This window comes from Nitratireductor sp. OM-1, from assembly GCF_003296175.1.
Taxonomy (GTDB): Bacteria; Pseudomonadota; Alphaproteobacteria; order Rhizobiales; family Rhizobiaceae; genus Nitratireductor; species Nitratireductor aquimarinus.
The window spans coordinates 1,415,971-1,435,044 of sequence record NZ_CP029208.1; the positions used below are offsets into that span (position 1 = coordinate 1,415,971).

Annotated in this window: 17 protein-coding genes; 13 read left to right on the forward strand and 4 right to left on the reverse strand. The window is 63.5% G+C overall.

Annotated elements, in window-relative coordinates; genetic code table 11:
- Window positions 1-6 precede the first annotated feature (6 nt).
- Window positions 7-696: a helix-turn-helix domain-containing protein gene (locus DEJ54_RS06755; protein ID WP_113156134.1), complete on the reverse strand. Its 690-nt coding sequence runs from the start codon at window positions 694-696 to the stop codon at window positions 7-9.
- 278 nt (window positions 697-974) lie between these two features.
- On the opposite strand from DEJ54_RS06755, the gene DEJ54_RS06760 reads away from it, so the two are divergent.
- The 5 genes from DEJ54_RS06760 to DEJ54_RS06780 are packed head-to-tail and all read left to right on the forward strand — an operon-like array spanning window position 975 to window position 5,003.
- The gene (locus DEJ54_RS06760; RefSeq protein WP_224873387.1) at window positions 975-2,006 is read left to right on the forward strand and encodes an ABC transporter permease; all 1,032 of its coding nucleotides are present in this window, start codon (window positions 975-977) and stop codon (window positions 2,004-2,006) included.
- On the forward strand, window positions 2,003-2,899 hold the full coding sequence (locus DEJ54_RS06765; protein WP_113153891.1) for an ABC transporter permease: 897 nt from the start codon (window positions 2,003-2,005) through the stop codon (window positions 2,897-2,899). The genes DEJ54_RS06760 and DEJ54_RS06765 overlap by 4 nt, the downstream gene beginning before the upstream one ends.
- On the forward strand, window positions 2,896-3,741 hold the full coding sequence (locus DEJ54_RS06770; RefSeq protein ID WP_113153892.1) for an ABC transporter ATP-binding protein: 846 nt from the start codon (window positions 2,896-2,898) through the stop codon (window positions 3,739-3,741). Before DEJ54_RS06765 ends, DEJ54_RS06770 begins: the two co-directional genes overlap by 4 nt.
- Complete coding sequence (locus DEJ54_RS06775) at window positions 3,738-4,490, forward strand: ABC transporter ATP-binding protein (protein ID WP_113153893.1); 753 nt, start codon at window positions 3,738-3,740, stop codon at window positions 4,488-4,490. The genes DEJ54_RS06770 and DEJ54_RS06775 overlap by 4 nt, the downstream gene beginning before the upstream one ends.
- Window positions 4,491-4,502: 12 nt before the next feature.
- Window positions 4,503-5,003 carry a GAF domain-containing protein gene (locus tag DEJ54_RS06780; RefSeq protein WP_113153894.1) on the forward strand — a complete coding sequence of 167 codons (501 nt, stop codon included), beginning with the start codon at window positions 4,503-4,505 and terminating at the stop codon, window positions 5,001-5,003.
- A gap of 52 nt (window positions 5,004-5,055) precedes the next feature.
- Here the strand turns inward: DEJ54_RS06780 and DEJ54_RS06785 are convergent, their stop codons facing one another.
- Together DEJ54_RS06785 and DEJ54_RS06790 are read right to left on the reverse strand one after the other, a co-directional pair.
- On the reverse strand, window positions 5,056-6,987 hold the full coding sequence (locus DEJ54_RS06785; RefSeq protein ID WP_113153895.1) for a beta-N-acetylhexosaminidase: 1,932 nt from the start codon (window positions 6,985-6,987) through the stop codon (window positions 5,056-5,058).
- A 41-nt stretch (window positions 6,988-7,028) separates the two neighbouring features.
- On the reverse strand, window positions 7,029-10,388 hold the full coding sequence (locus DEJ54_RS06790; protein WP_113153896.1) for a hybrid sensor histidine kinase/response regulator: 3,360 nt from the start codon (window positions 10,386-10,388) through the stop codon (window positions 7,029-7,031).
- 264 nt (window positions 10,389-10,652) lie between these two features.
- On the opposite strand from DEJ54_RS06790, the gene DEJ54_RS06795 reads away from it, so the two are divergent.
- The 8 genes from DEJ54_RS06795 (at window position 10,653) to DEJ54_RS06830 (ending at window position 18,631) form a co-directional block, all read left to right on the forward strand.
- Window positions 10,653-12,311 carry an ABC transporter substrate-binding protein gene (locus DEJ54_RS06795; RefSeq protein ID WP_113153897.1) on the forward strand — a complete coding sequence of 553 codons (1,659 nt, stop codon included), beginning with the start codon at window positions 10,653-10,655 and terminating at the stop codon, window positions 12,309-12,311.
- 163 nt (window positions 12,312-12,474) lie between these two features.
- The gene (locus tag DEJ54_RS06800) at window positions 12,475-13,452 is read left to right on the forward strand and encodes an ABC transporter permease (protein ID WP_113153898.1); all 978 of its coding nucleotides are present in this window, start codon (window positions 12,475-12,477) and stop codon (window positions 13,450-13,452) included.
- Window positions 13,452-14,360 carry an ABC transporter permease gene (locus DEJ54_RS06805; RefSeq protein ID WP_113153899.1) on the forward strand — a complete coding sequence of 303 codons (909 nt, stop codon included), beginning with the start codon at window positions 13,452-13,454 and terminating at the stop codon, window positions 14,358-14,360. The genes DEJ54_RS06800 and DEJ54_RS06805 overlap by 1 nt, the downstream gene beginning before the upstream one ends.
- Complete coding sequence (locus DEJ54_RS06810) at window positions 14,357-15,166, forward strand: ABC transporter ATP-binding protein (protein WP_113153900.1); 810 nt, start codon at window positions 14,357-14,359, stop codon at window positions 15,164-15,166. Before DEJ54_RS06805 ends, DEJ54_RS06810 begins: the two co-directional genes overlap by 4 nt.
- Window positions 15,163-16,092, forward strand: coding sequence for an ABC transporter ATP-binding protein (locus DEJ54_RS06815; RefSeq protein ID WP_113153901.1), 930 nt, complete (start codon window positions 15,163-15,165; stop codon window positions 16,090-16,092). Before DEJ54_RS06810 ends, DEJ54_RS06815 begins: the two co-directional genes overlap by 4 nt.
- Window positions 16,085-16,540, forward strand: a complete 456-nt coding sequence (locus tag DEJ54_RS06820; RefSeq protein ID WP_204360862.1) for a GNAT family N-acetyltransferase — start codon at window positions 16,085-16,087, stop codon at window positions 16,538-16,540. Before DEJ54_RS06815 ends, DEJ54_RS06820 begins: the two co-directional genes overlap by 8 nt.
- 129 nt (window positions 16,541-16,669) lie before the next feature.
- Window positions 16,670-18,001 (forward strand): histidinol dehydrogenase, encoded by a 1,332-nt coding sequence (gene hisD / locus DEJ54_RS06825; RefSeq protein ID WP_113156135.1) that lies wholly within the window; start codon window positions 16,670-16,672, stop codon window positions 17,999-18,001.
- A 90-nt stretch (window positions 18,002-18,091) separates the two neighbouring features.
- A complete protein-coding gene (locus tag DEJ54_RS06830) occupies window positions 18,092-18,631 on the forward strand; it encodes an AAA family ATPase (RefSeq protein ID WP_113153903.1) in 540 nt (179 codons plus the stop codon).
- Between the two features lie 7 nt (window positions 18,632-18,638).
- On the opposite strand, the gene DEJ54_RS06835 is transcribed toward DEJ54_RS06830, so the two are convergent.
- On the reverse strand, window positions 18,639-19,010 hold the full coding sequence (locus tag DEJ54_RS06835; protein ID WP_113153904.1) for a hypothetical protein: 372 nt from the start codon (window positions 19,008-19,010) through the stop codon (window positions 18,639-18,641).
- Window positions 19,011-19,074 lie beyond the last annotated feature (64 nt).

Consider the following 19,074-nt stretch of genomic DNA (forward strand, 5'->3'; position numbering starts at 1 on the left):
TATGGATCAGGAATTGCTCTTGGTCTTGCTGGTTGACGAACCGGTTCCCGACCGGGAGCCTTTCGGGCTGCCCTTGTCCGGAGAAACCAGTTCAATGCGGTTGGTCGCCTGGCCATTGGCGCCGAACACGGTCAGCGTGCCGGTCCACAACAGGCGTGCGGGACTGTCGGTGCCGTTCTTCCAGGCGTGCGGGGTGTTGCCCCGGTAATGCAGGCTGTCGCCGGCCTTCATCTCCATCTCTTCGCCATCGAGATACTGGGTGATGGAGCCTTCGAGGACGTAGATCATCTCTTCGCCCTCATGGCTCACCGTCTCCGAGGCGTAGCCGGGCGGTACGGTGAGGAGGAAGGAAGAAAGCTGGCTGCCGGGAAACTCGGTCCCGAGCCGCTCATAGACGATGGGCGATCCGGCGATGGAAAACTGCGGGCGGCTTTCGGCCCGCGTCAGGCCGTCTTCGGCGCGGGGCTGGGAGACGAAATAGTCGAGGCCGACGCCAAGCGCGCGGGCAATGCCGGCAAGGGAACCGAGCGTCGGCGTGGCGTTGTCGCGCTCCACCTGGCTCAGATACCCAACGGAAAGACCGGCCGCCTCGCCAAGCTGCTGAAGCGTGAGGCCGAGCTGGCGGCGGCGTGCACGAATAAGCACACCAATCCTGGTGTCGACTTCGGGTGTGGCGCGGACCGTCGGGCTACTCAAAGATTTTTCCCCCACAAAAATTTTTTTGATGTAATCAGATTTTTTTGTATGATCCAAGCACTTTTTTGACTGACTTGGCAGGGCGCGGGACGAGCTTGAGCGCCCCAAAGTTGCATGAAAACAAGATGTTGGCGTCTGGTTTGTCTCACGGCAGGCCTGCCGGCCAGCCAAGGGACAGGAGGCGCGTTTGGGGCGTCCATCAACAAAAACAGCGGCCAGAGAGCAAACAAGCCATGGCATTTGAACCATCCACAGGGGCTGCCAGTGCGCGTTTAAGCATGCTGGCCGGCCGTGCCTGGGAAGGCGTTGCGAGCGTCCTGCGTTTCGCCGTCGTCGTCGCCGGCACTTTTCTCGGCCTTCTGGCCATCACCTTCTTCATCGGTCGTGTCGTGCCGATCGATCCCGTGCTCTCGGTCGTTGGCGACCGGGCGACGCAGGAAGTCTATGAGGCGGCGCGTCAGGCCATGGGGCTCGACCGGCCGCTCATCGTGCAGTTCTTCGCCTATGTGGGCGACGTTCTGACGGGCGATCTCGGCATGTCGATCTCCACCGGGCGTCCGGTGGTCGACGATCTGGCGCGCGTCTTCCCCGCGACGCTGGAAATGGCCACCATCGGCATCATCATCGGCGTCGTACTGGGCGTGCCCATGGGCGTTGTCGCCGCCACGCATCAGGGCAGCTGGATCGACCAGGTGATCCGCGTGCTCGGCCTGCTCGGCTATTCGGTGCCAGCCTTCTGGCTCGGCCTTGTCGGTCTGGCGATATTCTATGCGGGGCTTGGCTGGGTTGCCGGTCCGGGCCGCGTCGATATCTTCTATGACGGCCTGCTCGATCCCGTGACCGGGCTCTATCTGGTCGACAGCGTGATCGCCGGTGAGTGGGATATCTTCTGGAACGCGCTCGACCATCTGATGCTGCCGGCGTCGATCCTCGGCTTCTTCTCGCTGGCCTATATTGCCCGCATGACGCGCTCCTTCATGCTCGACCAGCTCGGGCAGGAATATGTGACGACCGCGCGGGTTAAAGGCGTGTCCGAGCGCCGCGTCATCTGGCGGCATGCGTTCTATCCGATCCGCATCCAGCTCATCACCGTGATCGGCCTGTCCTATGCGGCGCTGCTGGAAGGTTCGGTGATGATCGAGACCGTGTTCTCGTGGCCGGGCATCGGCAACTATCTTACGACCGCGCTTCTGACCGCCGACATGAACGCTGTTCTCGGCGCGACGCTGGTGATTGGCGCCGTCTTCATCATGATCAACAAGATTTCCGATGTGCTTTACCGCATCCTCGACCCGAGGGCACGCCGATGATTGACTGGCTTCTCGACGATTCCCCGACTTCGCGCCTGCAGGCCAATATGGGCCGCGCATGGCGCGTCTGGACCGCACTGTTACGCAATCCGCTCGCCGTTGTCGGCGCGCTGATCGTGCTGGTGCTGGTCGTCATGGCGATCTTCGCCCCGCTGATTGCGCCCTACTCCCCCGTTGGGCAGGATCTCGCAAACCGCCTCATGCCGCCCTCCTCCGAACACTGGATGGGCACGGATGAGCTTGGCCGCGATATCTATTCGCGCGTCGTCTACGGTGCGCGCATCACGCTCTTGATCGTCACCATGGTGGCCGTCATCGCCGCTCCCATCGGCCTCGTGGTCGGTGCGGTGTCCGGCTATTTCGGCGGCTGGGTCGACCGCGTCCTGATGGGCGTGACCGATATCTTCCTGTCGATGCCGAAGCTCATTCTGGCGCTCGCCTTCGTGGCGGCGCTTGGACCGGGCATCGAAAACGCCATCATCGCAATCGCCATCACCGCATGGCCGGTCTATGCGCGCATCGCACGCGCAGAGACGATCACCTTCCGGGATTCGGAATTCATCTCGGCGGTCAGGCTGCAGGGCGCTTCTGCAACGCGGGTCATTCTGCGTCACGTGCTGCCGCTCTGCGCGTCCTCGACCATCGTGCGCGTGACGCTCGACATGGCGGGCATCATCCTCACCGCCGCCGGCCTCGGCTTCCTCGGCCTCGGCGCGCAGCCGCCGCTTCCCGAATGGGGCGCGATGATCTCGCGCGGGCGCAACTTCATCCTCGATCAGTGGTGGGTCGCCACCATGCCGGGCTTTGCGATCATTCTCGTCAGCCTCGGCTTCTGCTTCCTGGGTGACGGTCTGCGTGACGTGCTCGATCCCAAGCAGGGAGAAAAGCAATGAGCGCACCGCTGCTTGAAATCGAAAACCTGACAGTCACCTTCCCGACGTCCAGGGGACCGGTCGACGTGGTGAAGGGCATTTCCTTCTCGCTTGGCCGCGAGCGCCTGGGCATCGTCGGCGAATCCGGTTCCGGCAAGTCGATGACGGGCCGGTCGATCCTGCGGCTCATCCGCAAGCCGGGCCGCGTGACAGCGGACCGGATGACCTTCGACGGCATCGACCTTCTGTCGCAGAGCGAACGGCAGATGCGCGAGCTTCGCGGCGCGCGCATCTCCATGGTGATGCAGGACCCGAAGTTCTCGCTGAACCCGGTGATGACCATCGGCGAGCAGATCGGCGAGGCGCTGCTCACCCACAAGAAGCTGCCGCGCAGCGAGCTGAAGGCGCGGGTGCTTTCCATGCTGGAAGCCGTGCGCATCAACGAGCCGGAGCGGGTGGCGAACCTCTATCCGCACGAGGTTTCGGGCGGCATGGGCCAGCGCGTCATGATCGCCATGATGCTCATCCCGGAGCCCGACCTTCTGATCGCCGACGAGCCGACTTCAGCGCTCGATGTTTCGGTGCAGGCGCAGGTGCTCGACATCATCGACGATCTCGTGACCGGCAAGGGCATGGGGCTGATCCTCATCAGCCACGATCTGAACCTCGTCTCGCGCTATTGCGACCGCATTCTCGTGATGAACAGCGGCGAGATCGTTGAATCGTGCAAGGCCAGCGATCTGCACAAGGCGACGCACCCCTATACGAGGGGGCTTCTTGCGGCCATGCCGCGCATGAACGAGGACCGCGACGAACTGCCGGTTCTCGACCGCAGCACCTGGACCACGGGAGCGGGCACATGAAGAACGCCGCAATTCATCTCGAAAACCTTTCGATCAGCTACGGCAAGACGCCGGTGGTGTTCGATGTCAATTTCTCGGTGTCCGAGGGCGAGAGCTTCGCGCTGGTGGGCGAGTCGGGTTCCGGCAAGTCGACCATCCTGAAGGCGATCAGCGGGCTTGCGCCCGACTGGACCGGCAAGATCTCCGTGCTTGGAAAGCCGCGCGGCCATGCGCCGGACCGCGCGTTCGCAAAAGTCTGCCAGATGGTGTTTCAGGATCCGTACGGATCGCTGCACCCGCGCAAGACGGTGGATGACTGCCTGGCCGAGCCGCTTGCCGTGCACGGCATCGGCGGACGCGACACGCGCGTGAAGGACATGCTCGACGCGGTCGGTCTCGACCAGCGTTTCCGTTTCCGCTTTCCGCACCAGCTTTCGGGTGGCCAGCGGCAGCGCGTGGCGATTGCCCGTGCGCTGATGCTGGAGCCGCGCGTGATGCTGCTCGACGAGCCCACCTCGGCGCTCGACGTGTCGGTGCAGGCGGAAATCCTCAACCTCCTGAAGAAGCTTCGCCGCGAGCAGAGGCTCACCTATCTGATGGTGACCCACAATCTGCCCGTGGTCTCCTTCCTCTGCGACCGGATGGCGGTCATGCGTCACGGCCGTGTTGTCGAGATCGCAGAGGTGGATGCGTTGAAGACGGGTCGGCTTTCCGATCCCTATTCGCGCGAACTCTACGCCGCCAGTGGCGGCACGCTCCAACCCGCATAACAGAGACTGAAAATGACCGACTACACCGGCCCGCTGGCCGAATTCGACCGTGCGCTTTCACTCGCCACGACCCCGGATGCACCCTTCGATGCGCTGCTGGAGCTGACGCGTGCCGTGGTCGGCACGAAGCTGTTCACCTTCATGACGGCAGACATGAAGACCGAAACGGCAAGCCGTTCCTACACTTCGCATCCGGAAGAATATCCGGTGTCCGGCACCAAGCCGATCCATTATGACCGCTGGTTCGAGACGGTGCACAAGAAGCGCGAATGCTTTGTCGCCAACACGCTGGCCGACATCGACACCGTGTTCCCCGACGCCACGCTGATCGGTGAACTCGGCTGCGGTTCGGTCATCAACCTGCCGGTGGTGCTGGGCGATACGCTGGTCGGCACCGTCAACATCCTCGATGTCGAGCATCACTACACGCCCGAGCGCGTGGCGCTTGCAAAGGCCTGGCTCTCGGTGCCGGCAAAGGCTGCGTATCTCGCCAGCCGCCAGTTGCAGGGCTGACACTGTTTCCGCCCTCATGGTCAGTCTGTCGGACCATGAGGGCGGAATTTCTTTACGACACCGTGCGGTGTGAAACGGGCATCAGATCCTGGATCGCCCGGAACCGGTCAAAGTCCTTGCGCTCACTTGCCGACCACGCCGTCTCGGCCATGGCGGAGATGCGCGGATAGACCAGATGTGCGAAGAGGCCGGGCGTCGCCAGGTTCTCCGACCAGAGGCACGTCTGCACACCGGCGAGCTGATCTTTCAGCGCATCCGGCCAGTCGCCGCCCGGCTCATAGTCATAGGCGTCGCGCAGCGTCACGGTTCCGGCCCAGCTTGCGCCGGGCTCCCACCATTCCGTCGAACGGGCAATGTCGAGATAGTAATGCTCGGCAGGGGCCAGCACGACCTGATAGCCCTGTTCGGCCAGAGCGCGGCCGCTCTTCGATTCCTTCCATGCGACAAGCAGCGCGCCGTCCACATCGAGACCGCCGCCAAGCGCGCCCTCTTCCCAGACTGCGATATCGCGACCGCGCTCGCGCAGCATCTCCTGCACGCGTTTCAGGAAATAGGACTGCAGCGAGAAGGTCTCGACCTTGCCGAACAGTTTTTCACCCAGCGCGCGGGCGAGCGGGGATTCCAGCCATGCGCCCTCGGCCACTTCGTCCGCGCCGGCGTGGATGTAGCGTGCCGGGAAGATGTCCACCAGCGTGTCGAACACATCGCCGAGGAAGGTCCAGGTGGCGTCGACCGCGGGGTTGAGCGCGTTGTTCGGGAAGTATTGCACCGAGCGATAGTAGATGCGGTTCTCACCCGGATCGCAGAGCTGGGGCAGCGCGCGCAGCACGCAGTAGCAATGGCCGGGAATGTCGATCTCGGGAATGATCTCGATGCCGAGCCCCGCGCCATGGGCGACCAGCGCGCGCATGTCGTCGCCGGTGTAGAAACCGCCGGAACGCTCTGCCGGCGTGCCCAGAAGCGGCGGCAGGATTTCGTTGCCGCCGCGAAACGCGGTGCGCTCTGTCAGCGCGGGCCAGCCCGGAATTTCAAGACGCCACGCCTCGTCATCGTTCAGGTGGATGTGGAAGTGGTTCAGCTTGTTCCAGGCGAGGCAGTCGAGGAAGTCGTTGAGGTCCTGCATCGGATAGAACTGGCGGGCGACATCGAGATGCGCGCCGCGCCAGCCGAAACGCGGCCTGTCGCTGATCGCGCCGCTGGCCGGCAGGGTGAACTCGTCCGGGCGAAGCCGTGCGCCGCGCAGCATCTGTCCCAGCGTGATGAGGCCGTGGCGGAAGCCGTTTTCATCACCGGCGCTGAGCGCGATGTCTTCCGCGTTGAAAGTGATCGCATAGGCGCCATCGCCCAGATCGGGACCGGCCGTCGTCGTCACCACATGTCCGCCGTCGTGGCCGAACAGCGCCTCCTCACCGGCGAAGAGGCGGCCTGCAAGCGCGCTGACCACCGAGAACGCTTTCTGCGCATCCGGCGTGGCCCCGGCTGCGAGCACGAAGGGTGCAGCCGTGTCACGCCGGCCATCCACCTGAACGTCCAGCGGTGCGGGAATGACGGAGACGGGGGCCGCCCCTTCCGGCAGCGCGGTCGGCTCGAGTTTTTCCCAGTTCGGCTCGCCGGGAACGCCATTCAGCGTCATTGGTTCGACGTCCACGGGGCAGGTGGTTCCGTCTTTCAGAATGAGATGCGCGCTCTTGGGGCCATAGGTGTAGTGGCGCAGCACATGGCTCAGCCGGTCTGCCCGAATGACCCAGCTTTCGCCCGGCGCAAGCACTGCGCCGCTCGGCTGGAGGAACACGTGGTAGTTGGAAAGCTGGTCGGCAAGCGTCGCCCCCTCGATCTCGCAATCGGGATGAATGCGGAAGAGCGAGGTGGTGGCGAGCTGCGCGCCGCTGATGGGCGCGCCTTCGGTCATTTCGAGCTTCAGCTCGATCACGCGGCGCTCTGCGTCCCAATTGGTCAGCAGGCGGCAGGCATGGCTGTTCGGCATCGGTGTTCCTCCCGAAAAAAGAATGCTTGGATTGATGGATTTCAGAGATCGGCGGCGGTGGGCTGGTCCTGCCGCTGTCGGGGTGAGTTGGCGATCCGCAGATGCTCACGCAGGCGCGCGAGATCGGCGGCGAGTTTCTGCGCTTCGGCCTGCCGGTCGGCAGCCTCCGCGCGGGCAAGGGTGAACTCGGCCGAGCGCACCACATCGCGCCAGCGCGGGTTGAGCGGCAGCGTTTCGATCAGCAGATATTTGTCGAGCGTGCGGGTCTGCAGCGATGTCTTGTCGAGGCTGACGCGCCAGATGCCGCTCTCCTCGGCAAATTCGATCCGCTCCTTGCCGGTCACGTCGCGCCACAGGTTGAGGCTGCCCGTCATCACCTGCACGATGAGGGCACGATAGGCTTCATCCGACGCAGGGCCGGGCTCGGCCTGCGCTTCGCCGGCCATTACCGGCAGCGCGCTGTCGATGGCGCCGCGCACCGAAACGAGCAGGTTCTCGGCCTCCAGCGAGGCGTCGCTCAGAACGAGCGCCATGCCCGCGCCCGCTTCGGGCTCCAGCTCGAACGCATTGATGGTGAACTCGCGCCCGCCCAGATGCAGCGTGGCGCTGCTTTCGCCATCCACCCGGCACTGGGTGTCGAGCAGCGCGGCCATGTCCGACGGCAGCAGGAGAGACAGGGGCGTGGCGCGGTCGAGCGGGCGACTGAAGATCGTCTCCGCAGCCCGGTTGGCATAGGTGATGATCGTCTTGTCGTTGACGCAGACAAGACCGGCTTCCAGCGCGTCGAGCAGGCGCGCCATGCGGCGCTGCGACAGGCGCAATGCGTCTTCGACCTGGATGCGGCGATCCACCTCGTCGCGCAGTTCCTGATTTTCCTCCGCACGGCTGCGGGCGCGCGAGGCGTCGATCAGGGTGGAGATGCGCGTCAGAAGCTCATCCTTGACGAAGGGCTTCACCACATAGTCGTTCGCACCCGCCTCGAAGCCGGCGATCATGTCGCGCGTGCGGCTGCGCGCCGTAACCATGATGATGGGCAGGTCGATCAGCGAGAACTGGCGGCGCAGCCTGCGCGCCACTTCGAGGCCCGAGAGATCGTCCATCATCACGTCGAGGATGAGAAGGTCGGGCTTGTGTTCCAGAACGGCCTCGATGCCGTCGCGGCCATTGTCGGCGCAGATGACGCGATAGCCCTGCGGCAGGAGCACGTTGCGCAGCACCTGTAAATTGATCGGCTCGTCATCCACCACAACGATGGTCTGCGCATTGGCGTCGCCGCGCTCGGAGACGGAGGTCTCGAAGGCATCGAGCGCGTTGATGGTCTGGTGCAGGCCGCCGGGATATTTCCCGCGCGCCTGTTCTGCCGCATCGGCGCTGGCGGCGGGAAGCTGCAACACGAAGCGCGAGCCCTTGCCCGGCTCGCTGGTCGCGGTCAGCGTGCCGCCAAGCAGGGCCGCAAGATTGCGCGCGATGGCGAGGCCGAGGCCGGTCCCGCTCTTCTTCTGCGTGACGTCGCCGGATTCGGCCTGTTCAAGCGGCTGGAAGATGCGCTCCAGATTTTCGGGCGAGATGCCGCGTCCGGTGTCTTCCACGGCGACGGAAACCGTCGCGCTGTCGCCTTCACCCTCATGCCATGCGGTGACGTGGATGTGTCCGTCATCGACATATTTGATGGCGTTGCCGATGAGATTGTAGAGGATCTGCTCAAAGCGCACCGGGTCGGCGATCACCGGCGGCGTCACATCGGGAATGTCCACCCTGAGGCTCACCGGCTCGCCGGAAAGCAGCGGCTCGGAGAGAAGCAGAACCTGGCGCACGCTGGTGGCCACATCGACGCCCTGAATGTCGAGCCGCATGCGGCCCTGACGGATGCGGTAGAGGTCGAGCAAATCGTCCACGAGGCGCGACAGGCGGCGCGCCGAGAAGGTGATGAGCTGAAGCTGGTTGCGTTGTGTCGGTGCGATGTCGCCGGCCGCACCCGCAGCCAGTGTTTCGGAGATGCCGATAATGCCGTTGAGCGGTGTTCTCAGCTCATGCGAGGTGTTTGCGAGGAACTGGTCCTTCATGCGGTCGGCCTGTTCCAGCTCCGCATTCTTCTCGCCGATCTCGCGGATATGCACTTCCAGTTCGCGGTTCTTCTGGCTGATGAGTTGAAGCTGATCGCGCAGCGCATCGCGCATGCGGGCGACGGAATGGGAGAGCCTCGCGAATTCCGTCGGCTTGTCGAATTTCGGCAGGCTCATGTCCAGCGCGCCATCGGCCACGGCCTCTGCCGCATCGGTGACGGATTTCAGGGGGCGCGTCTGTGAGCGGGCGAGATAGTAGGACAGAAGCAGGATCAGCGGCAGCGCGAGTGCCGCCAGCGCCAGGATGAGGTTGCGCAGTCTGGTGCTCGCTGCGAAGGCCGATGCGGCGTCTGCATCGACGGCGAAGAGCCAGGTGGCGTCGGGCAGGAGAAGATGCGTCCATGCCGAAAGGACGGGTGCGCCGAGCAGTCCCGTTTCGAGCATCGTCACACCGCTTTTCGCTTCCATCTCCTCCGGCACGCTGGCGCTCACGCCGGTCTTGAGGGCAGGGGCCGAAGAGGCGATGACGGCGCCGCGCGACGAGATGAGGCTGAGCGTGCCGTTGACGCCTTCATGCCCACCCAGAAGGGCGGCAAGCTTGCTGGCGGGCAGGCGCAGAATGGCCGCGCCGCTGGCGCGTTGATAAAGGCTCACGCGAACAGCGAAATAGGCGGCGAATTCGCCGGTGCGCGGATCGCGCGCAAAATCGTAAAACACGATGTGCCGGTCGTCGGGCGCGGAGCGCAGCTCCATCAGCGCGCTGGAAAGCGTTGAATCGCCTTTGGTCAGGAGGCTGCCCAGATAATCGTCCTTGAAAACGGAATAGACGACCCGCCCGCGCGCATTGACGAGATAGACATTGTCGAACTCGGAGCTTTCAACAAAGGTCAGATATTCTTCGTGGAACTGGCTGTGCGCATTGGCGTAGGCGAGGGCTTCGCGCAGGAGCCGGTCATGGCTGGGCGCTTCGGCCCGCGCCGGCTCGTTCGGCCCGACCTCGAACAGGCTGCGCAGCTCCTCCGCCGCCTGCTCCTCATCGGGCGCCATCTGGCTCATGGCGTAGCTGAAACCGTAAAAATCGCCAATCGAGTAGCGCGCTATATTGGTCTGGGCGAGGCTTTCGGCCTGCCGCTTGGCGAAAGACACATATTGTGTCAGTTCACTGGTCTTGGCATCGCGCGCAAAGGCGATCTTCTCGAAGGTTTCGCGTGCAATGTTTGCGTTGACGAGGGAGTAGAAGGCGGCAGCGCTGATCGCCAGCGGCACGATCGATACCGCAAGCAAGACCAATAAGAGCCGCGCCTGGAAACCGGCCGGTAAAATCCTGCGCCAATTCATGTAATCCTCCCGAGACGGCAAAAAGCACGCCTTTCAATGAATACGCTAGCGAAAGCCGAAGGCTCCGCCAAGACCGCGAGCCACGCCCGAAGGCGAATGCAACGAAACTGACGAAATTTACGAAATAGACGGTGGCATTAGATTGGTCCTATCTACCAGAATGACTGGACTGTTCTTGCCGGCGCGTGTCGCGCCAGGGTGGAGCCTTTGGCGGAGCAGTAGAAGAGGGCGGACGGTCCGCCCGGACTCTTGAGGGAGGAAAGCATGAAACATTCGTTGACGGCCGGGCTGGTCCTTGCCGCCGGTATTCTGCAGATGCAAGCGGCCGCGGCTGAATCCGTTCTCACGGCCCTGCCGATCCAGCGCACGGCGTGGATTGAAAACTACAATCCCTTCAACCAGTCCTCGCGACTGCCTTCGGTCAACGACTTCATCTACGAGCCGCTGATCATCTTCAATACCCTGAAAGGCGGTGAGCCGAATTATCGGCTGGCGACGGGTTATGAATTCTCCGAAGATCTTAAGACGCTGACCGTCACCCTGCGGGACGGCGTGACCTGGTCCGATGGCGAGCCCTTCACGGCTGATGACGTGGTGTTCAGCCTCAATCTGGTGAAGGAGAACAAGCCGCTCGACATCTATGGTCATGGCAAGCTCGTCGATACGGTCGAGGCTGTGGACGACAAGACCGTCCGCTTCCAGTTGAGCGATGCCAATTCCGGCGCGATCTACTCCATCGTCCGTCTGGCGATCGTGCCCGAGCATGTCTGGTCAAGCGTCGAAGACCCGGTGACCTTCACCAACCCGAACCCGGTCGGCACCGGCCCGCTGACGGAGATCCGCCGCTTCACGCCGCAGGAATACATCCAGTGCCGCAATGAAAAATACTGGGATGCGGAGACCCTCAAGGTCGACTGCATGCGCTTCCCGCAGATCGCCACAAACGATCAGGCGCTGGCGGCTGCCGCCCGTGGCGAACTGGACTGGATGGGCTCGTTCCTGCCAGACATCGAAAAGACCTTTGTCGGCAAGGATCCCGAGAACCACAAATACTGGTTCCCGGCCGGCTCGCTCGTCATGTTCAACGTGAACATGGAATCCAAGAACGAAGGCAACCGCGAAGCGTTCAGCGACGTGGATTTCCGTCGCGCCGTTTCCATGTCGCTTGACCGTGAAGCCATGGTCGACATTGCCGGCTACGGCTACCCGACCATCAACCAGTATCCGTCCGGTCTCGGTCAGGCCTACCACTCCTGGAACAACCCGGAAGTGGATGCCGAGTATGGCAAGTTCACCCGCTATGATGTCGAGGGCGCCAAGGCGCTTCTGGCCGAGGCGGGCTACAAGGACACCGATGGCGACGGCAATCTGGAAACGCCGAGCGGCAAGAAGATCTCGTTCAACATCATCGTGCCGAATGGCTGGACCGACTGGATCAACACGGTGCAGCTGGCGGTGGAAGGTCTGACGGCGATCGGCATCGAGGCCCAGGTGGCCACGCCCGAGCATGCGGTCTGGTCGGAAAGCCTGATCAACGGCAATTTCGACATGGCCATGAACGCCTACTTCACCGGTGTCACGCCGCATTACCAGTATGATCTGGGCCTGCATTCGCAGAACCAGGGCAAGACCCGCTTCGGCGCGACACGTTACTACAATGAAGAACTCGACGGCCTGCTGGACTCCTTCTTCCAGACCGTTGATGCGGAGAAGCAGCGCGCGATCATGAACGACATCCAGATGGAAGTCGGTCGTGACATGCCGTTCATCGCCGTGTTCAACAACCCGCTCTGGTACCAGTACAACACCAAGCGCTTCACGGGTTTCTTCAGCGCCGAGAATCCTCAGGCCAAGCCCGTCGTTCACGACGAGACGCCGGAGCGTCTCCTCCACCTGCTCTCCCTGCGTCCGGTCGAAGATTGATCCAATCCTCGATCTGACTGCATCCTCCCCCCTTCTCCCCGTTCGCGGGGAGAAGGGTTCCACGGAGGGGAAACCGGGAGCTGACGCGGGGCCTTCGCCCCGCCTTCAGAAAAGACGCCGTGGCCTTCGGGCCGCCTGACGGCGCACAGAGCAGGGGGACACCATGCGCTTCATTCTGCGCCGGCTGGCGTTCTATCTCGTTGCCTTTCTGGTGGCGGCCACATTCAATTTCCTCATACCGCGGCTGATGCCGGGCAATCCGGCAGACGTCATGCTGGCCCAGGCCCAGGGCACCATTCCGCCCGAGGCGCGCGAGGCGCTGATGGAGACATTCGGCTTCATCAACGAACCCCTGTATCTGCAATATCTCAAATATCTGGGCTCGATCTTCACCTGGGATTTCGGCCTTTCCGTCAAATACTACCCGACGCCGGTGTTCGACCTGCTTGCCCGCGCGCTGCCGTGGACACTGTTCCTCACCGGAACGGCGACGCTTCTGGCCTATGCGCTCGGCACGCTGTTCGGCATTCGCGCCGCCTGGCGGCGTGGCAGCGGGTTCGACAGTTTCATGTCCCCGCTGGCGCTGGCGCTGCAATCCATCCCGCCGGTGGTGATCGCGATCACGGCGATGTTCCTCTTCTCCGTCTCGCTCAACTGGCTGCCGGCCGGCTATGCATTCGACCCTTCGCTTGAGCCGTCGCTCAGCGGGCCGTTCCTGTCCTCCGTGTTCTTTCACGCGCTGATGCCGGTCCTGTCGCTCAGCATCGTTCTGGTGGGCGGCTACCTCATCACCATGCGCAACAATATGATCGGCCAGCTCGGCGAGGATTACGTGCATCTGGCGGAGGCGAAGGGGCTTTCGGATGCCCGCGTGCGCTACAATTATGCGGCGCGCAACGCCTTCCTGCCGTCCATCACCGCCTTTGCGATCAGCCTTGGCTCGGTGTTCGGCGGCTCGCTCATCACCGAGGTGGTGTTCAACTATCCGGGGCTCGGAAACCTGCTCTACATGGGGGTGATCGCCCGCGATTTCCCGCTCATTCAGGGCCAGCTTCTCATCATGACGCTCGCCATGCTGAGCGCAAACTTTGCCGTCGACATCGCCTATGTGGCGCTCGACCCGCGCTTGAGGAGGGCGTGATGCTCAATCTCCTGAAGATCTTCGTGCGCAACCGCAAGGCAGCCTTTGGCGTCTTCATCGTCGTGTTCTACGTGGTGGTGGCGCTGGCCGCGCCGCTCATCACCGACCACGATCCCAACAAGCGCGTGAGCCGTCCGCATCAGCCGCCGAGCGCGGAATATGTGATGGGCACCACCCGCATGGGCCGCGATGTCTACACCCAGCTCGTGTGGGGCACGCGCACTTCGCTCATGGTCGGCATTCTGGCCGGGATCATCGTCACGCTGATCGGCACCGTGGTGGGCCTGACCGCCGCCTATTATGGCGGCGCGACGGACGAGACGCTCAATTTCGCAACCAATGTGGTGCTGGTGCTGCCGCAATTGCCGCTGCTTCTGGTGCTGGCGGCGTTTCTCGGGCAAGTGGGACCGCTCTCCATCGCCATCATCATCGGCCTGACATCATGGGCGTGGGGCGCGCGCGTGACACGCGCACAGGCCATGACGCTGAAGAACCGCGAGTTCATTCAGGCTTCGCAGCTGATCGGCGAGCCTGTCTGGCGCATGATCCTGGTGGAAATGCTGCCGAACCTCCTGTCGATCATCGGTTTCAACTTCATCGGCAGCGTGATCTTCACCATCATCACCCAGGCCACGCTGGAGTTCCTCGGGCTCGGCGATCCGCTCTCCGTCTCGTGGGGCACGATGCTCTACAACGCCAAGAACGCCTCGGCGATCACCGTCGGTGCATGGTGGGAGATGGCCGCACCCTGCGTCGCCATCGTCATCATCGGCGTGGGCCTGTCGCTGCTCAATTTCGGCGTTGACGAGATTTCCAATCCAAGGCTGCGCACGCTGGGCGCCATCGGCAAGGCCATGAAGCTGCAGAAGAAGCTCGACCGCGCGCGTCTTGCAGAGAAGGAGGCATGAGCATGGAGACCGCAACGCCGCTTCTCTCGGTTCAGAATCTGTGCGTCGACTACCTGACGCCGAATGGCACGTTCCGCGCCGTGCGCAATGTCTCGCTCGACATCGGGCAGAACGAGATCCTCGGGCTTGCCGGCGAAAGCGGGTGTGGCAAGAGCACCATCGCCTTCTCGATCATGCGGCTCCACCGGCCGCCGGCCTTCATCAGCGATGGCAAGATCCTGTTCGAGGGTGAGGATGTTCTCGCCTTTTCACGCCGCCGGCTCGAGGCGTGGCGGTGGAGCGGGGCGTCCATGGTGTTCCAGAGCGCGATGAACTCGCTCAACCCGGTGCTGACGGTGTTCGAGCAGTTCCGCGACATGCTTGCCCGCCACGAGAAGATGGGGCGCGACGCTGCCCGCGCGAAAGCCGCTGAAATGCTGGCCATGGTCGGCATCCCCGAAGACCGGCTCGACTCGTTCCCGCACCAGCTTTCCGGCGGCATGCGCCAGCGGGTGGTGCTCGCCATGGCGCTGACGCTCAAGCCGCGCCTCGTGGTCATGGATGAGCCCACCACCGCGCTCGATGTGGTGGTGCAGCGCGAGATCCTGCAGGAGATCGTGGCGCTGCGCAAAACGCTCGGCTTCTCGGTACTTTTCATCACGCATGATCTGGCGCTGATGGCGCAGTTCGCCGACCGCATCGCGATCATGCTGGAAGGGCGCATCGTCGAGCAGGGCGAGGCGCGCAGCCTGGTGGCCGATCCGCAGCACGAATATACGCGCAAGCTCTGGGCAGCCATGCCGCGCATTGAGGGAGCAGCCGCATGAACGCCCCGCTTCTGTCGCTTGAAGGCGTGTCCAAGACCTTCCATGTGCGCCCGGTTCTGGGCGCGGTGCGCCGCGTGGATGCGCTGCGCAATGTCACCTTCTCCATCGAACCCGGCAAGGCGCTGGCGCTGGTCGGCGAAAGCGGGTCGGGCAAGAGCACCTGCGGGCGCGCCGTGATCCGCCATTTCGAGCCAAGCGCCGGCACCGTCCGGTTTCGCGGCGAGAACATTTTTGAAAACCGCACCCGCAGCGGCGACCGCGCCTATCTGCGCGCGGTGCAGATGGTGTTTCAGGACCCGTTCTCCTCGCTCAACCCCACCCACACGATCCGTCACCATCTCGAACGCCCGTTGCGGCTGCATGGCGGGACGGCGGATCTCGAAGCGCGGCTTCGCCAGACGCTGGCCGATGTGGAGCTTGATCCCGACACCACGCTTGAGAAGTTCCCGCACCAGCTCTCCGGTGGCCAGCGCCAGCGTGTCAGCTTCGCCCGTGCGCTTGCGGTGGGCGCGGAGCTGATCGTTGCCGACGAGCCCACCTCCATGCTCGATGTGTCGATCCGCAAATCGGTGCTCGACCTGATGCGGCGCTTGAAGGAAGAGCGCAACATTGCCTTCCTCTACATCACGCACGATATCGCGACCGCTCACTACATCGCCGAGGAAACGGCGGTGATGTATGCCGGGCAGGTGATGGAGCGTGGCCCGTCCGATGCGGTTATCCGCAATCCGCGCCATCCCTATTCGCGCCTTCTCATTTCCGCCGTGCCCGATCCGGCGAAGCGTTTCGACGACGCCGATGGCGACGGGCTTGCCTTTACGCGGCAGGCGGAGGCCGTGCGGTCACGTGCGGCGCGTCCCATCTCCGGTTATCGTGAAGTTGCGCCAGACCATTTCGTTGCCTATTCGGATGCAGACCATGACTGATATGCTCGTGCCCCTCTACAAGCTCCCGCCGGCCAAACCCGTGGCCGAGGGCATTGTCATTCGCCGCGCCATCGGGCCGGAAATGCATGTCGTGTGCGATTTCGCCGAGAAGCATTTCAGCCGCAACTGGGCCAGCGAGTGCGCCGTGGCCATGGCGGCGCAGCCCGCCAATGTTCTGGTCGCGGTGGAAGACGGAAAGCTTCTGGGCTTTGCCTGCTACGACGCCACGGCGAAGGGCTTCTTCGGTCCGACCGGCGTTGACGAGGCCGCGCGCGGGCGCGGCGTCGGGGCGGCGCTGCTCATGGCCACGCTCCAGGCTATGCGCGATGCGGGCTATGTCTATGGCGTGATCGGCAGCGCCGGGCCGATCGAATTCTACAAGAGCCAGTGCGGCGCAATCGAGATTCCCGATTCCACCCCCGGCATCTATGGCGACATGCTGCGCTGAGCGGCTGGCGCTGCGGCATGAGGTCGTGGCCGGTCAATCTTGCCGATTTGATTGGTCCTGACCCTATGCCTCGCCCGAAAATGATTTATACGTGGCGCCGAAACGCATCCTTTGAACTGGTGGATGAAAATGTCGAACCGCGTTGCCTGGCACGAACTGTCGAAACTGTCTGCTGAAGAGCGCAAGACGCTCCTCACACGAACGGAAGACGATCTCACCCATTTCCTGGAGAATGTCGCGCCCATCATCGAGGCGGTGCGCAAGGAAGGCGATGTGGCGCTGGCCCGCTTCGCGCGCATGTTCGACAAGGCCCAGGTCGAGCCGGACGCGATCGCTGCGACGGAAGAGGATTTCGACGCTGCGTTCAAGACGCTCGATCCGGAGATGATCGAGACGCTGGAATTCTGCGCCGACAACATTCGCCGTTTCCACGAGGCGCAGCGCCCGCAGGAAATGTGGATGAAGGAAATCCGCCCCGGCGTTCTGGTGGGCGAGCGCGCCACGCCCATTGACAGCGTTGCGCTCTATTCGCCGCGCGGCAAGGGCACCTTCCCCTCCATGACGCTCATGACGGCGATCCCGGCCGTGGTGGCCGGCGTGCCGATGCCCATCGTGCTCACCCCGCCCGGACCGGACGGCAAGGTGGATGCGGCGACGCTGGTTGCCGCGCGCATTGCCGGCGTGAAGCATGTCTACAAGGCCGGTGGCGGTCAGGCGGTTGCTGCTGCCGCATTCGGCACGGACACGGTGCCGCGCTGCGCCAAGTTCGAAGGTCCCGGCAGCCCGTGGATCGCCGCTGCCAAGCGGCTGCTTCAGGGGCAGATCGCCTCGCGGCTTCCCGCCGGCCCGACCGAGAGCATCGTGCTCGCTGATGAGAGCGCCGATCCCGAGATCGCGGCGCTCGACCTGCTGGTCGAGGCCGAACACGGCAGCGACAGCTCCAACTTCTTCGTCACCTGGTCGCGCGAGGTTGCAGAAAAGGTGCGCGATGCGCTGCCGAAATACTGGGCGGAGATGAGCGCCGAGCGCGTGCGCTACTCCTCCGATGTTCTGGGCGGCACAAGCGGTGGCATCGTTCTGGCGGACACGCCGGAAGAGGCGTTCGCCTTCGTCAACGATTACGCGCCGGAGCACCTTCAGATCCTGTCCAAGACGCCGTTCGAATATCTGTCGCACGTGCGCAATGCGTCGGAAATCCTGCTGGGCGAATATGCGGCGGGGTCCATGGCCAATTACGCGATGGGGCCGAACGCCGTTCTGCCGACGTCGGGCATGGCGCGGGCGCATTCGCCGCTCGGCGTGCACGACTTCATGAAGACCTCGTCCATCGGTCACGTGACCGCACAGGGCTATGCGGAGTTTGCGCCTCATACGCTGCGCTTTGCCCGTTATGAGGGCTTCGATGCGCATGGCAACGCCGTTACGCGGCTGCGCAACAACCACGTCGAAAAAGGCGAGTAGGCAAGTGCGGGAAGAATGACGGGCGCGCCGGGGTCCGGTGCGTCCTTCGCTCATCGCGCTTCCTTGCCTCACGGCCAATGGGTGTCCCACATGCTGCCCCTGTCTTCGCTTGGAGAGCGCATAGCGATCCTCGGTCCGTCCAATGCGGGCAAGTCGACGCTGGCCATCGCCCTTTCCGAAAAACTTGGCGTGCCGCCGGTTCATCTCGATCAGCTGCAGCACCTGCCAAACACCGACTGGCAGCCGCGACCGGAGGCCGAGTTCGCGGCGCTGCACGATGCGGCCATTCTTGAAGATGGCTGGGTGATGGAAGGCAATTACTCGCGCCTGATGCCGCAGCGTCTGGCGCGGGCAACCGGCGTCATTCTGGTCACGTCCAGCCCGTGGCTGCGCATTGCGCGCTATTTCAGACGCACGCTCGCCAACCGGTCTGATCGCGCGGGACATCTGGAAGGCGCGCAGGACAGCGTGAAGTGGGCGATGATCCACTGGATCCTCGTGAAGACCCGCAACAGCGACGCCAAATATGCCGAGGTCGTGCGTGGCTCCGGTCTGCCCGCCGTCGAGTGCCACACGGCGGGTGCGCTCAATGCGCTTTACCGGGACTGGGACCTGCCTGCACCGCGATAGGCATGCTTCACGCAGCGAACCGTTTTGCTCCACGCAAAAAGATGACGCCCATCGCCAGATCCACCGCGCTCATGGCGACACCGGCAAATGCGACTTCACCAAGAGACCAGGCGGCTGTCATGAGGCCGAAGAACACGATCTTGCTCACACCAAAGATCACGAGCACCGGTGTGTGAAGCGTCGTCGCGCGGGCCTGCCAAAGGCCGACAAGGGCAAACAGCAGAATGTTCGTCGCGATGAAGCCTGAATACAGGAAGGGCACATCCGTGGGCAGCGCCGCCATGCCGCCGAACTGTGCGGGGAACATGAATGTGGCGAAGCCCATGAGGTTGTAGAAAAACGTGAAGAACAGGGTGTTGCGCAGAAAGCGTTCAGACATTGCGTGGGTCCGGTTCCAGGGCGAAGGATAAGCGCCGGTGAAAGACGCGGGGGCAGGTTTTTTG